16 protein-coding genes and 9 tRNA genes are annotated in these 13,713 nt (G+C 36.8%); 18 read left to right on the top strand and 7 right to left on the bottom strand.

Annotated elements, in window-relative coordinates:
* Positions 1-107: 107 nt before the first annotated feature.
* The gene (locus tag HH_RS01910) at positions 108-578 is read left to right on the top strand and encodes a tRNA (cytidine(34)-2'-O)-methyltransferase (RefSeq protein WP_011115220.1); all 471 of its coding nucleotides are present in this window, start codon (positions 108-110) and stop codon (positions 576-578) included.
* Positions 579-593: 15 nt separating this feature from the next.
* On the opposite strand, the gene HH_RS01905 is transcribed toward HH_RS01910, so the two are convergent.
* The 6 genes from HH_RS01905 to HH_RS01880 form a co-directional block, all read right to left on the bottom strand.
* On the bottom strand, positions 594-887 hold the full coding sequence (locus tag HH_RS01905) for a DUF3240 family protein (protein WP_011115219.1): 294 nt from the start codon (positions 885-887) through the stop codon (positions 594-596).
* Entirely contained in the window at positions 887-1,630 is a 744-nt protein-coding gene (locus HH_RS01900; protein WP_011115218.1) for a hypothetical protein, read from the bottom strand. The genes HH_RS01905 and HH_RS01900 overlap by 1 nt, the downstream gene beginning before the upstream one ends.
* Positions 1,631-1,696: 66 nt before the next feature.
* A complete protein-coding gene (locus tag HH_RS01895; RefSeq protein ID WP_011115217.1) occupies positions 1,697-3,919 on the bottom strand; it encodes an endonuclease MutS2 in 2,223 nt (740 codons plus the stop codon).
* Entirely contained in the window at positions 3,906-4,358 is a 453-nt protein-coding gene (locus HH_RS01890; protein ID WP_011115216.1) for a hypothetical protein, read from the bottom strand. Before HH_RS01890 ends, HH_RS01895 begins: the two co-directional genes overlap by 14 nt.
* Positions 4,358-5,677 (bottom strand): UDP-N-acetylmuramate--L-alanine ligase, encoded by a 1,320-nt coding sequence (gene murC / locus HH_RS01885; RefSeq protein ID WP_011115215.1) that lies wholly within the window; start codon positions 5,675-5,677, stop codon positions 4,358-4,360. The genes HH_RS01890 and murC overlap by 1 nt, the downstream gene beginning before the upstream one ends.
* A complete protein-coding gene (locus HH_RS01880; protein ID WP_011115214.1) occupies positions 5,674-6,831 on the bottom strand; it encodes a succinyldiaminopimelate transaminase in 1,158 nt (385 codons plus the stop codon). The genes murC and HH_RS01880 overlap by 4 nt, the downstream gene beginning before the upstream one ends.
* A 228-nt stretch (positions 6,832-7,059) precedes the next feature.
* Between HH_RS01880 and HH_RS01875 the strand changes: the two genes are divergently transcribed.
* The 4 genes from HH_RS01875 to HH_RS01860 all read left to right on the top strand — a co-directional run bounded on the left by HH_RS01875 (position 7,060) and on the right by HH_RS01860 (position 7,564).
* Positions 7,060-7,134, top strand: a tRNA-Gly gene (locus tag HH_RS01875).
* 76 nt (positions 7,135-7,210) lie between these two features.
* Positions 7,211-7,298, top strand: a tRNA-Leu gene (locus tag HH_RS01870).
* 69 nt (positions 7,299-7,367) lie between these two features.
* Positions 7,368-7,442 (top strand) — tRNA-Cys (locus HH_RS01865).
* A 34-nt stretch (positions 7,443-7,476) separates the two neighbouring features.
* A tRNA-Ser gene (locus tag HH_RS01860) sits at positions 7,477-7,564 on the top strand.
* Positions 7,565-7,585: 21 nt separating this feature from the next.
* On the opposite strand, the gene HH_RS01855 is transcribed toward HH_RS01860, so the two are convergent.
* Positions 7,586-8,074 (bottom strand): hypothetical protein, encoded by a 489-nt coding sequence (locus tag HH_RS01855; protein WP_011115212.1) that lies wholly within the window; start codon positions 8,072-8,074, stop codon positions 7,586-7,588.
* 599 nt (positions 8,075-8,673) lie between these two features.
* Between HH_RS01855 and HH_RS01850 the strand changes: the two genes are divergently transcribed.
* From HH_RS01850 to rplL, 13 genes are all read left to right on the top strand, one after another.
* Positions 8,674-8,749: transfer RNA gene (locus HH_RS01850), tRNA-Thr, on the top strand.
* Positions 8,750-8,803: 54 nt separating this feature from the next.
* Positions 8,804-8,888 (top strand) — tRNA-Tyr (locus HH_RS01845).
* A 61-nt stretch (positions 8,889-8,949) separates the two neighbouring features.
* A tRNA-Gly gene (locus HH_RS01840) sits at positions 8,950-9,026 on the top strand.
* 59 nt (positions 9,027-9,085) lie between these two features.
* A tRNA-Thr gene (locus tag HH_RS01835) sits at positions 9,086-9,160 on the top strand.
* A gap of 82 nt (positions 9,161-9,242) precedes the next feature.
* Positions 9,243-10,442: an elongation factor Tu gene (gene tuf / locus HH_RS01830; RefSeq protein ID WP_011115211.1), complete on the top strand. Its 1,200-nt coding sequence runs from the start codon at positions 9,243-9,245 to the stop codon at positions 10,440-10,442.
* 14 nt (positions 10,443-10,456) lie between these two features.
* The gene (gene rpmG, locus HH_RS01825; RefSeq protein ID WP_002955417.1) at positions 10,457-10,627 is read left to right on the top strand and encodes a 50S ribosomal protein L33; all 171 of its coding nucleotides are present in this window, start codon (positions 10,457-10,459) and stop codon (positions 10,625-10,627) included.
* Between the two features lie 17 nt (positions 10,628-10,644).
* A tRNA-Trp gene (locus tag HH_RS01820) sits at positions 10,645-10,720 on the top strand.
* A gap of 34 nt (positions 10,721-10,754) precedes the next feature.
* Positions 10,755-10,937, top strand: a complete 183-nt coding sequence (secE, locus tag HH_RS01815; protein ID WP_011115210.1) for a preprotein translocase subunit SecE — start codon at positions 10,755-10,757, stop codon at positions 10,935-10,937.
* Positions 10,938-10,957: 20 nt separating this feature from the next.
* The gene (gene nusG, locus HH_RS01810; RefSeq protein ID WP_011115209.1) at positions 10,958-11,473 is read left to right on the top strand and encodes a transcription termination/antitermination protein NusG; all 516 of its coding nucleotides are present in this window, start codon (positions 10,958-10,960) and stop codon (positions 11,471-11,473) included.
* Positions 11,474-11,502: 29 nt separating this feature from the next.
* Positions 11,503-11,928: a 50S ribosomal protein L11 gene (gene rplK, locus HH_RS01805; RefSeq protein ID WP_011115208.1), complete on the top strand. Its 426-nt coding sequence runs from the start codon at positions 11,503-11,505 to the stop codon at positions 11,926-11,928.
* 16 nt (positions 11,929-11,944) lie between these two features.
* Positions 11,945-12,649, top strand: a complete 705-nt coding sequence (gene rplA, locus HH_RS01800) for a 50S ribosomal protein L1 (protein ID WP_011115207.1) — start codon at positions 11,945-11,947, stop codon at positions 12,647-12,649.
* A gap of 90 nt (positions 12,650-12,739) precedes the next feature.
* Positions 12,740-13,222 (top strand): 50S ribosomal protein L10, encoded by a 483-nt coding sequence (gene rplJ, locus HH_RS01795; RefSeq protein WP_011115206.1) that lies wholly within the window; start codon positions 12,740-12,742, stop codon positions 13,220-13,222.
* A 20-nt stretch (positions 13,223-13,242) separates the two neighbouring features.
* Positions 13,243-13,623 (top strand): 50S ribosomal protein L7/L12, encoded by a 381-nt coding sequence (rplL, locus tag HH_RS01790; RefSeq protein ID WP_011115205.1) that lies wholly within the window; start codon positions 13,243-13,245, stop codon positions 13,621-13,623.
* Positions 13,624-13,713: the final 90 nt, after the last annotated feature.

The raw sequence follows: 13,713 nt of genomic DNA, 5'->3' as shown, positions 1-13,713 counted from the left end.
AAAAGAATGTTAAATCTGACTTAATCATAGATAATATTTAAGTTTTTTTATGGCGTGAGTGTGTTAAAGTGAGGCATATTTACATTTTTCCAAAGGAAACAAAATAAATGACAGCTTTTCAAATTGTGCTTGTGCAGCCACAGATTCCACAAAATACAGGCAATATAGGGCGGCTTTGTGTGGCGACAGATTCTGTATTACATTTGATACATCCGCTTGGATTTAGCACAACCCAAAAGGAGCTTAAGCGTGCCGGGCTTGATTATTGGCAACATTTACAGGTATATGAATGGGCAGATTTGAATACATTTTGGCATTCTTATCCCCCAAGTAAGAGACACTTTTTCTTTAGCACTAAAGCACAGCAGCTTTATTATGATGCAGATTTTTCTCAAGGTGGGTTTTTATACTTTGGCAGGGAAGATGCGGGATTGAATGAAGATATTTTGCACACATATCAAAAGCAAGTGTATAAATTACCAATGAAAGCGGGTGTGCGGAGTATCAATCTCGCTACAAGTGTTGGAGCAGCTCTTTATGAGGGAGTGCGTCAATGTCAATCTTATAAGATTCTATAAATAATATACTTAGTTTTATATTTGTGTGGTGCAATGAGTGTAGATTCTCATATCTTCTTTACCAAAAGCTTGAAGGAGTTTATTAATAATAAATTGCGCTTTTTGTTCATCAATAAACATTCTAAAAAGCCCATATTCTTGCCTGCCGCTTACTTGTTCTGAAGCACTTTGTAAAAGGAAATTAGAAGCATATTTAGCGCAAGGAATATAGAAAAAATCATCATATCCATCTTCTAAGAGCATATCTACAATCGCATCTTTGAGCGTATCCTTAAAATAAATATCAATGCTTAATGTTTGATTTTGCATTAGTTTTCTTTTTGAGAGATTGTATTTTGTGCGTCTTCACCATATTGGACAATGACACGAATTTTAAAGATACCTATAAGATAAAGTATGATTCCATACACAACCATCACTCCAAAGCCCATAAAGAGGATTCCAAAAAAAAGTGCAACATTCTCATTTTGAAGCCTTGCTGTAACTAGAAAGCCAACTGATGAAATAAGAAAGACAAGGAGTCCTACAACCATAATTTTGGTTGCTTTAAAAAAAGTTTTTTCATTGGTGATAAAACTTAGCTCTTTGCCGAGCTCCCATAAAATATAAACGACAATAGGAGCAGCGATAGAGCAAAATATCATATAGGCAGAAAAGCTTGAAGTTATGGCAATTATGTCGGTTGATGTAGAAGAATTGTTGAACTCGGGAATAAATAATTGAAAAATACCAGCTATAATACCGATAACGAGCTGAATAGCATAGAGTTTTAAAAGTCGTTTTCTTCTTGCAAGTTTGCAGAGATAAAAAAAACAAAAGAGAATACAAATAGTCCCGCAGAATCCGATAATAGTGCTAAGTGTGTTGCTCATTGCAGGTATTTCACCTGTGAGCATATTCATTGAGGATACAACGATATATACATTAATCACAGCAAGAATCAGAGCGCCAATCCACAATAATTTAGCGCGTTTAAGGAGTGGTGTATGTTCAATAGTATGGATTGGGATATTATCAGGGATTGGCGGCATATTAACTTCAAACAAAGCCATTTCTCTTCTCCTTTTTTAATTTTAAAAGTGTGCATTCTATCACATTAATTTAAATTTTATTTGAATTTATAGCTTTATGATTTTTGCTCCAAAGCCACCCATATTTGCAGGTGCATCACTAAAAGAGAGAATCTTAGGGTGAGTAAGCAGATAGTCTCGCACAAGTTTACTTAAGATTCCGCTGCCAATGCCGTGATATACAAGCACTTCATCATATCCAGCAATGAGTGCATTTGATAAAAACTCATCAAGTTTCTCTATTGCCTCTTCTCCACGCATTCCGTGTAAATCTAGGCTTACACTTACACTTTTGCTTTGCTCAAATGTAATATGAGATTTTGGTGTGGGAGAAGGCGCAAAAGAAGGCTTAAGATTCTCTAGCTTTTCTTTAAACTTAAATCCGCCTTCAAGCTCTATTACACACATTTCACCCTTTATACTTAAAATATGTCCTTTTGCATTTTTATATTTTATTTTATCACCAACTTTAAATGTATGAGGATTTTGTGTGGTTTTTTGGAGAGAGGGTGCAGTATGAAGAATCTTATGAGATTGATTAAAAGCTTTGTGCATTTCCTTGCTTTCTTGCGATTTGAGGGCAGATTTGAGCGTTTGTGTGGCTTGGTTATAGGTAGATTGTAAATTGTGTTTGAGCAGCTCAAATTCTTCTTTTTGCGCATTGGAGCGTTCATTGAGGGAGAGAATCTTGCGCTCATATTCTGCAATAAGTGATTCTAATTCAAGTCGCTTTTGTTCAAGCGTGATTTCTAATTCACTTGAGCGTTCAATAAGCTCATTTAATCGCTCTTTATCTTCGCCATATACAGCTTTGGCTTGAGAGATAAGGGAAGCGGGGATTCCATATCTTTGCGCACTTTCAAATGCGTAGCTTTTCCCAATGCTTCCATCAAGAAACTCAAAGAGTGGCACTTGAGCTTGAATGTCATACATTGCCGCACAGAGTTGGACTTTGGGATTATGTGCCATAAGTGCGGCAAGATGTTTATGATGCGTGGTAAGGAGGATTTTAGCGTGATGTTGGAGCAAATACTCAAGTAATACTTTATAAAGGCTGGCTGCCTCATCTGCGTCTGTGCCTAACTCAATTTCATCAATGCCAAGCAACAAATCAGAGGTATTAAGAATCTGCTTAAACTCAAGCATACGTCCTGCAAAAGTGGAAATATCATTTTTGCTATTTTGAGGGTCAGAGATAATAGCTATAATATGCTTAAAATATGGAATCTTTGAGTGGTAAGCGTTGATTTTAAGCGGGATAAGAAATTTACTTAAAAAACACGCGCTAAGAAGAGATTTTAAAAGCATTGTTTTTCCTCCAGCATTTACACCTGTAATCATCAAAACATCACCTTTATATGCAAAATTTATAGGTTTTGGGGATTGTAAGGCAGGGTGGGAAAATTCAGATAAGATAATGTTTTTTTCGCGTGTCATTTCATATATAAAAGAGAGATTGTGAGCTTTGGCAAAACTCAATCGCGCATAGATATGGTCAAAAGTATCAAAGGCTTTGTTAAGAAAATGCAAAAATCGCTCGTGTTTATGAAGTGTGTTTGAAAGAGATTTGCAAATATTATAGAGACTTTGTTCAAGACTATCTTTGAGCTCATTTTGCTTTTCTTTAAGTGTTATAATACTCTCTGGCACAAGATAGAAAAATCCGCTATGAGAGCGTTCAAGCACCATACCTTTGATGATATGATTATATCCCGCCTTAAGCAAAAGACATTCGTTTTGATTGATATAATGCACAGAAGAATCTACAAGATAAGGAGCAAGGCTAGAAGAGTGCAAAATACGCGATATATGCTCATCAATGTGCATTTTAGTGCGTGAAATGTGAGATTTAAGCGTGTCAATTTCGTTATACACGCCCTCTTTAATCTCTCCTTTATCATCAAATACATTATCAATCTCTTGTAATCCATCAGGGATAAGAATCTTATCAAGCCATTCTTTGGTGCGAGGAGTAGATTCGGATATATTTTTTTTGAGATAAGCAAAATATCGCATCAGCTTGATAAATGCAAAGATTTCATACAATCTTAGAGTGCCATATTTTTGCAAAAGCCTTAAGGGTTCATTGAGATTTTCAAGTGGCGGAGGTGGATTCAATGGGTGGTTATCAAGCTCTTGCAAAAGTATGGCATAAAAATGCCTATCTCCTTCAAAAATAAAGGATTTTTCGCGTGCAAAATATGTTAAAAAAACTGCGAGAAAATCAGATAAGTCAAGCTTGGCAATGAGCCTTTCATTATGGTTTTGCACTAGGCATATCCGCTAGAGTGTCATCTTTGTTTTTATCTTGTGTAGCTTTTTGTATAGAATCTTTATCTGCATCATCTATATCATTTATTTTACAATCTTGCAAAGGTATGATAATGCCATTATAAGGCGTATTTGATTTGCCTTGAAAGCTCATTGTGCCATTGCTTAGGATAAAATGCTCTGCGCTAATTGTGAGAGTGCGCGATTGAAAAGCGCAAGTAAGAATCTTATTGTGCATAAAAGCACTTTTTAGACGTGAAAATTCCTCACTCTCTTTTTCTTGTAAAATATTATAAATCCCAATAAGCAGGGCAATAAGAATTAAGCACAAGCCTAAAACAATTTTTGTTTTGCGCGGTATTTTGTCTTTGTTTTGCGTTAATATAACTCCAACTACCACAAAGAACACCAATAGAAGTATGAAAATAATATAGCCCATTATTTTTCTCCTCGTAATTGATAAGTAATATCTCCTGCACCAAGTCCGATAATAAGAGCATCTTGCAAGGTTTTAATGAGATTGTTTCCATCATAGAGGTGGATTTGAGAATCTTCTCGCTTAAGATGTGTAGCAAAAGTGGGATTATAATGTGCAAAAAGTGTGGCAAAATCAATATCTATATGTTCCTCTCCAGCTTTCCACACAGGCAAAATTACAAGCTCATCACACGCATTGCTAAAACAATCTATGAAAGCTTGTAAATTATCAAGCACACGCGAGTATTTATGAGGCTGCCAAATGGCAATGACTTTATTATGGGGTTTAAGCGAGTTATAAATCGCTACGCTTTTGAGTGTAGCGAGAATTTCTGTGGGGTGGTGGGCATAATCGTCAATAATCGTTGTTGTGCCTTTAGTAAGAATATCAAAACGTTTTTTAATGCCCTTAAAATGTGTGAGATTCTCTTTTATTGTTGTCAAAGCATCAATACCGAGCTCATCAAGCGCACATAAAATAGCTAAACTCGCATTTTGTGCCATATGCTCTCCAAAGCCCCATACACTAAACTCTCCATAGTTTTTGAGGCTAAAAGTTGTTTGAGGTTCATCATTATGGAGATTAAAGCGTATGTCTTTAATGTCTTTATCAGGGCAAAGTGTGATAGATTCTATATCTGTAAGGCTTTGTAAATAAGGGTCGCTTAGGTTTAAAATGCGTTTTTTTGCTTTACAAATGAATTCATAATATGCACCATAAAATTCCTTTAAGTCGTGATTATAGCTCTCCATATGCTCTGGCTCGGCATTTGGGATAATCGCACAATAAGGATTTGAGTTTAAAAAGCTTTTATCAGATTCATCAGCTTCAAAAACAATGCTTTCACTTTTCGTTTCACGCACATTTGAGCCAAACTCTTTAGAATCTGCACCAATAATTGCACCAAATTGTGGAAAAATCGCACTTAAAATCGCACTTGTGGTGGATTTGCCGTGCGCACCACATACGCTAAAGACGCGTTTTTCTTTAAGAATAGAAGCAATGGCTTCTTTGCGTGAAAGGACTTTAATACCTTTTTTTATTGCCTCTTGCACTTCAATATTATCAGGCTTAATGATAGCTGAATGAATCACTACATCTTGATTGGTAATAGCAGCAGCACTATGAGGAATATGAATAGGCACACCTTGTGCGCGGAGATATTTTGTGGCATTTCCCTCTGCAATATCAGACCCACTCACTTCTATGCCTTGTGCGCGGAGGTATTTTGCTAAGCCTGAAATACCAATGCCACCAATACCTATGAAATGTATTTTCATTGACACTCCTGTTTATAAAGTTTGATTGCTTCTTTAAGGGCAAGAAGTGCTTTTTTTGTTGTATTATTATCATACACAAGAGCGATTCTTACATAGCCTTTACCTTGATTCTCCCTGCCTAAATAACTACCCGGCAGAGTAAGCACTCCTTTTTTCTCATAGGCGAATTTGCAAAATGCCTCATCATTATCAACTTTAAGCCATACATAAAAGGTATAAGGGCTAATTTGCTCTGTGCTTAGTTCTAAAATCTCCCTCGCTAAGGCGAGATTTTTAGCATAAATGTGTCGGATAGATTCAGGAGTTTGCATATCTTTCCACGCTACGGCAGCAGCTTTTTGCAAAGGTAATGGCAGTGCACAGCCCAAATAAGTGCGATAGAGGTTGTAGGCTTTTAAAATTTCAGCATCTCCGGCGATAAAACCGCTACGCAAACCCGGAGCGGAGGAGCGTTTGGAAATAGAATTGAGAGCAATGATATTTTTAAAACTTGTATTACCTGCTTGAATTGAAGCTTGGAGAATGCTTGGTGGAGGGGAAGACTCATAAATTTCACTATAACATTCATCATTTATAATCACAAAATCATATTCAAGTGCTTTTTTCACCCATTCTGTAAGTGCTTGCATATCTAGTATTCTACCTGTGGGGTTATTAGGAGAATTAAGAATAACTAAATGGACTTTTTTTAGCTCTTTGGGCGTGAGTGAGGGAGTGAAGTCATTTTCGCTTGTAAGATTCATTAGTAAAACCTGCGCTTTTGAGGCAATAGCCGCACCCTCATAGATTTGATAAAAAGGATTAGGATAGGCAATAGTAGGCTGTGGCAAGTCAAAAAGATAAAATTGCGGAAAATTAAAAAGCACTTCGCGTGTGCCAAGAGTAGGAATAATTTGGCTTTTTGTAAGCGTGAGATTGTAACGTTTGTTTATGAAGTGAAGCTGTGCGTCTTTAAGCTCGTCTTCACCGCTTGATTTTGGGTATTTATTGAGCAAAGAGGCATTGCTTTGCCACGATTGTATAATATTAGTAGGTGTAGGAAATTGGGGTTCGCCGATAGTGAGTGAAAAAATCTCTTCACCGCTCGGAGGAGAGCTATGAGCAAGTAGAGTGCGGAGTTTTTCAAAAGGATAGCTTTCAAATTGATGTAGCAAAATAGCTCCTTACATTGTTAAAGATTCTTTATATAATGAAAGCATTATTTAGAGAATCTGCTTGATTATAAATAAGGCGAGTTGCCATTTAAAATATGTGTATTAAATCCGTGCGATTATATAGTAAAATGATAACTTTTTGATTATATTTTGCTTTTTGCCCTTGATTTTTTTATCAAGCATTGATAAAATCATACCCTCAAAAGTCATACGCACAATATAAAGTATGCGGGAGTAGCTCAGTGGTAGAGCACAACCTTGCCAAGGTTGGGGCCGCGGGTTCGATCCCCGTCTCCCGCTCCATTATTGCTAGATGCAAAAATTGTGTTTGATGTGCTTTTGAATGTTTATCTGCGTTTATTAAAGAGACTATGCAGATGCCCGGGTGGTGAAATTGGTAGACACAAGGGACTTAAAATCCCTCGGACATTGCGTCTGTACCGGTTCAAGTCCGGTCTCGGGCACCACCTCAATATAAGGGCTTTCAATAAACAAATGCATACATTGCTTAAGATTCTCTTTTAGATTCTAGTAATGGCGACATAGCCAAGTGGTAAGGCACGGGCCTGCAAAGCCTTGATTCCCCAGTTCGAATCTGGGTGTCGCCTCCAATACACATTTTGAGAGTTAAAATTTAAGGTATAGCGGGAGATGGCTGAGCGGTTGAAAGCGGCGGTCTTGAAAACCGTTGAGGGTAACACCTCCGGGGGTTCGAATCCCTCTCTCCCGGCCATTATTTCTACAAAATTAAAAATCAATGTATTTGAAAGATAACATCCATTGTTAGTATTGAAGCAAACCACATTAGAAAACTCAAAATACTAAAAGATAAAAACCCAAAAGTGAAGACTTGTTTTTTAGAGGAGGGCATTATGGCAGAATGAGTATTTTTACGTAAGATAATAAAAGATAAGACAATAAAGGTCGGAGCAGCACAAATAATGCTTACCAAAGATATAAAAGGAATAGAGAATCTAAAATCTTCTAATATTGCCATAGCACCTTTTCTAAGCATTAGCACATCAATCATTTCCAATCCGCTCACTATACCTACTCCAATTACGCTACCTATCATACACCCTGTTAAACTAGCATAAGCAAAAGTAAAAAAATATCTATTTATATGTTTTCTGATTCTATGTGCATAAAAAAATGTAATGCACATTGCTATTATATTAATTATGCCTACAATACTTAAAAAAATAAAAATCATCATATAGGCTAAAAAAGCCCAAATTCCCATTAATCCCCCCTCTTGTTTATAATTTGCGTAATTATAGCCAAATATTCACTTAATGGAAAAATTTATTTAAGAGTGCAAATGCAGCCAAAGTTTCAATAGTATATAATAAGCACCCAGCTGAAAATAAAGGTGTGTTATTTATATTTTGCCTTTTTTATTTAAATAATAAATTAGAATATGCGGAATAAGAATGTATAGGGAGAATACTAAGCCTATTGTATATATTATTTATTAAAAACTCAAGATCAAGTCTAGATAAGCCTGATAAAGAAACTAAACCAATTATGCCACCCAACACTATGCCAATAAATCCGCCATAAAGAAAAGATGAGTTAATATAATTTCTAAAATGTGGAATAAGCAACAATAAAGCATTTACAATATAATGATGGGAAATTAAAAGAAATAGTAGGGATTGCAATAAATTGTACAGATGAAATATAAAGAATCTATAGTCATTAATTCCAAGCCTTTTTTTATTAATATTAATATTAAAATATAAATAATGACAAAGGCAAGTTTTAGAGGGTTCTACTCTTGACAAAGCAAGATGAAATCTATATAATTGCAACCTTTTTATTACATATTTGTGATAGAATGCTGGTTTAGCTCAGTTGGTAGAGCATCTGCCTTGTAAGCAGAGGGTCGGGGGTTCAAGTCCCTTAACCAGCTCCATTTTACACTCTAGCGTTGTCGCTTTCAGTGTTTGACCAGTTTTAGATTATTTTTGGTGAGTTACTCAAGTGGCCAACGAGGGCAGACTGTAAATCTGCTGTCTCCGACTTCCGTGGTTCGAATCCACGACTCACCACCACCTAAAAATATGAGAATCCTTTAAAATATTTGGTGGTAGTCAAAATAGTTAGTTGTAAGTCGCGGGAATAGCTCAGTTGGCTAGAGCATCAGCCTTCCAAGCTGAGGGTCGCGGGTTCGAGCCCCGTTTCCCGCTCCATACTGGGAGCTGAATCTTCTCTTTAATTTTAAGTTAAGATTTTCTCCATAAAATAGTTTGCCCATATAGCTCAGCGGCAGAGCACTTCCTTGGTAAGGAAGAGGTCGGCGGTTCAATCCCGCTTATGGGCTCCAGTTTTCTATATGTAGAATCTTTTTAGTTTTCTATGGATTTGGAAAGATTCTAAAATTAAATCTTAAAGTTAGGAGATACAAAATGGCAAAAGAAAAGTTTGTGAAAAACAAACCTCACGTAAATGTGGGAACAATCGGGCATGTTGATCATGGTAAAACAACTTTGAGTGCAGCTATTTCTGCTGTGTTGGCAACTAAAGGTCTTGCAGAATTGAAAGACTATGATAACATTGATAACGCACCAGAGGAAAAGGAAAGAGGTATTACTATCGCGACTTCTCATATTGAATATGAGACAGAAAATCGCCACTACGCGCACGTGGATTGCCCCGGACACGCTGACTATGTTAAAAATATGATTACAGGTGCAGCTCAAATGGACGGAGCAATTCTTGTTGTTTCTGCCGCAGATGGTCCTATGCCACAAACACGTGAGCATATCTTGTTGTCTCGCCAAGTAGGTGTGCATTACATCGTTGTATTTTTAAATAAACAAGATATGGTTGATGATGCTGAATTACTTGAGCTTGTGGAAATGGAAGTGCGTGAATTGCTTAGTCAATATGATTTCCCTGGAGATGATACTCCTATCATTGCAGGTTCTGCTCTCAAAGCGCTTGAAGAAGCAAAAGCAGGTAATGTAGGTGAATGGGGTGAAAAAGTATTAAAATTAATGGAAGAAGTTGATAAATATATTCCAACTCCACAACGTGATACTGAAAAAACATTCCTTATGCCTGTAGAAGATGTATTCTCAATCGCTGGTCGTGGAACGGTTGTAACAGGAAGAGTAGAAAGAGGTGTTGTGCAAGTAGGCGATGAAGTAGAAATCGTAGGAATCCGCGACACTCAAAAAACAACAGTTACAGGCGTTGAAATGTTTAGAAAAGAGCTTGATAAAGGTGAGGCAGGAGATAATGTCGGTATTTTGTTGCGAGGAACAAAAAAAGAAGAAGTAGAAAGAGGTATGGTTCTTTGTAAGCCCGGCTCAATTACTCCACATAAGAAATTTGAAGGTGAAATTTATGTCCTTTCAAAAGATGAAGGTGGAAGACATACACCATTTTTCAATGGCTATCGCCCACAATTTTATGTGCGAACTACCGATGTTACCGGTTCTATTGAGCTTCCAAGTGGCGTAGAAATGGTTATGCCCGGTGATAATGTAAAAATCACAGTGGAACTTATTGCTCCTGTGGCACTTGAAGATGGAACTCGTTTTGCGATTCGTGAAGGTGGTAGAACAGTTGGTTCAGGTGTTGTAACAAAAATTATTGAGTAATAAAGGCTCTATAAATGGCAAAGGGAAGCACTATTAAGATAGGACTTAAGTGTTCGGAGTGTGGTGATATTAATTATAGCACCACTAAAAATGCAAAGACAAATACAGAAAAACTGGAGCTCAAGAAGTTTTCTCCTCGTTTGAATAAACATACGATTCATAAGGAAGTAAAACTTAAAAGCTAGGTAGAAACCTAGCTTATAGGTCAGTAGCTCCAATGGTAGAGCGTCGGTCTCCAAAACCGAGTGTTGGGGGTTCGAGTCCCTCCTGACCTGCCATAGAGCTGTAAATTACTAATTAAAAGAGATGCAGATGTTTAAAAAGATAAAAACCTATTTTCAAAATGCAAATGAAGAACGATTGAAAGTTATATTTCCTACAAAAGAGCAGATTCGGAATGCTTCAGTGTCTGTGCTAATTGTAGTAAGTGTAATTACTTTATTTTTAGCATTAGTTGATTGGATTTTATTTCATTCTGTATCAAGCATTTTGTAAAATTATGGAAAGGTGAAGCTTTGGAGTGGTATGCAATACAAACATATTCCGGTAGTGAAAAAGTAGTTGGCGAAGCAATCCGTAATCTTATTGTCCAAAATCAGATGCAAGATAGATTTGGTGATGTTGTTGTTCCTACAGAATCCATTATTGAGACAAAAAAGAAAATTGTGGATAGAAGCTTATATCCGGGTTATGTATTTATTCAAGTTGATTTAGACACAAAACTTTGGCATATGATTCAATCTTTGCCAAAAGTAGGGCGTTTTATCGGCGAGAGCAAGAAGCCAACGCCATTAAGCGAAGCTGATATTGCTAAGATTCTCGAAAAAGTTAGAAATCCAAGTGCGCCAAAACCTAAGATTTCATTTGAACAAGGTGAAGTTGTGCGCATTATTGATGGTCCATTTGTGAATTTTACAGGAACGGTTGAAGAATATGATTTAGAACATAAAAAGCTTAAGCTTAATGTTTCAATCTTTGGGCGAAGCACCCCTGTTGAAATCTTATATTCACAAGTAGAGAAAATTATTTAAATTTTGGTAGAAAAGGAAGGAATGCACAAATGGGTAAGAAAGTTGTTGGTGAGTTAAAATTGCAGATTCCAGCAGGAAAGGCAAATCCATCGCCTCCTGTAGGTCCAGCATTAGGGCAGAGGTCGGTCAATATTATGGAATTTTGTAAAGCATTTAACGAGAGGACTAAAGATATGGGTGATTTTAACATTCCGGTTATTATCACTATTTATCAAGATAAAAGTTTTACTTTTATCACCAAAAAGCCTCCAGTAACAGACCTTATCAAAAAGGCAGCCAAAATTACAAAAGGCTCAGATAATCCACTTAAAAACAAAGTTGGGAAATTGACAAGTAAGCAGCTTGAAGAAATTGCTCAAACTAAAATGGAAGACCTTAATGCTTCGGATATTGAGGCTGCAAAAAAGATTGTGGCAGGAAGTGCAAGAAGTATGGGTATTGAAATTCAAGATTAATTGATGGAGTTTGTTTATGGGTAAGAAAATAGCAAAAAGATTGCAAACTTTACAGGCAAAAGTTGAGCCTCAAAAGGTTTATAGCATTCAAAGTGGTGTGAGCGCAGTGAAGTCTTTGGCTTCTGCAAAATTTGATGAAACGGTAGAAGTAGCATTACGTTTAGGAGTAGATCCTAGACACGCTGACCAAATGATACGTGGAGCAGTAGTTTTGCCACACGGAACAGGTAAAAAAGTGCGTGTTGCTGTGTTTGCAAAGGGTATTAAGGCTGATGAAGCAAAAAATGCAGGAGCTGATGTAGTGGGTGCTGATGATTTGGCAGAAGAGATTAAAAATGGCAATATTAACTTTGATATGGTTATTGCTACTCCTGATATGATGGCTCTTGTAGGTAAAGTGGGGCGTATTTTGGGACCAAAGGGTTTAATGCCAAATCCAAAAACAGGCACAGTTACAATAGATGTTGCTAAAGCTGTAGCTAACGCAAAAAGCGGACAAGTAAATTTTAGAGTTGATAAAAAGGGTATTATCCACGCACCTATTGGTAAAGCTTCTTTTAATGAAGAGAAGATTTTAGATAATATGCTTGAACTTGTGCGTGCTATCAATAGGCTTAAGCCTACTTCCGCAAAAGGTAAATATATTCGCAGCAGTAGTTTATCGCTCACAATGAGTCCAGCAATTAAGCTTGATTCTCAAGAGCTTATGGATATGAAATAGTTTTTGAAAGAGGTTTTATCTTAGACCAAAGAGCATAGGGGCTTAGGCTTAAATTTCCCTATGTGAGGTTGAGGTCTGAAAGGAGGAGAAATGACTAAGCAAGAGAAGATTCAGATTGTAGAATATTTAAGTGCTGAATTTAAGAATGCTTCTGCCTTGATTGTATGCGATTACAAGGGTTTACGAGTAAACCAACTTGAAGAGCTAAGATGCACTTCAAGAAGTGCTAATATTAAGGTTCAAGTTATTAAAAATACCCTTGCAAACATTGCCATTAAAAATGCGCAATGTCCTAACTTAGAGCTCAAAGATACAAATATTTTTCTTTGGGCAGATGACCAAATCGCGCTGTCTAAGGTTGTTTGCAAGTTTGCGGATTCTTATAATGAGCATTTTAGTTTGAAAGTTGGTTTGTTTGATAAACAAGTGGTTGATATTAAGCATATAGTGTCTGTTTCTAAGTTACCAAGCAAAGAAGAGCTTATCGGTATGTTGCTGTCTGTATGGACGGCTCCAGCACGATACTTTGTTACTGGACTTGATAATTTACGAAAACAAAAAGAAGAAAATTAACACAATAAAAGGAGTGTAAAATGGCAATCTCTAAAGAAGAAGTATTAGATTACATTGGGAATCTTTCAGTATTGGAGCTTTCAGAGCTTGTAAAAGCTTTTGAAGAAAAATTTGGCGTAAGTGCTGCGCCAACGGTTGTAGCAGGTGCAGTTGCAGGTGGAGCTGGCGGCGGAGCAGCGGCAGAAGAGAAAACCGATTTCAATGTAGTGCTTGTTGATGCAGGTGCAAATAAAATCAATGTAATTAAAGCAGTGCGTGAAATTACAGGCTTAGGTTTAAAAGAGGCAAAAGATGCTACAGAGCAAACCCCGAGCACACTCAAAGAAGGTGTAAGCAAAGAAGATGCTGAGAACTTTAAGAAAAAACTTGAGGAAGCGGGAGCAAAAGTAGAAATTAAATAATTTCAGGCTTTCAGTTTATTTTAATGCCAAATCTTAAACTAGGGTTTGGCTACTTATTAGAATATTGTAAAATGCCCTATAACGATTGTA

The sequence above is a fragment of the Helicobacter hepaticus ATCC 51449 genome (assembly GCF_000007905.1).
Taxonomy (GTDB): Bacteria; Campylobacterota; Campylobacteria; order Campylobacterales; family Helicobacteraceae; genus Helicobacter_C; species Helicobacter_C hepaticus.
The sequence above is the reverse complement of the archived record's forward strand: the minus strand, read 5'-3'. Positions and strand labels throughout refer to the sequence as shown.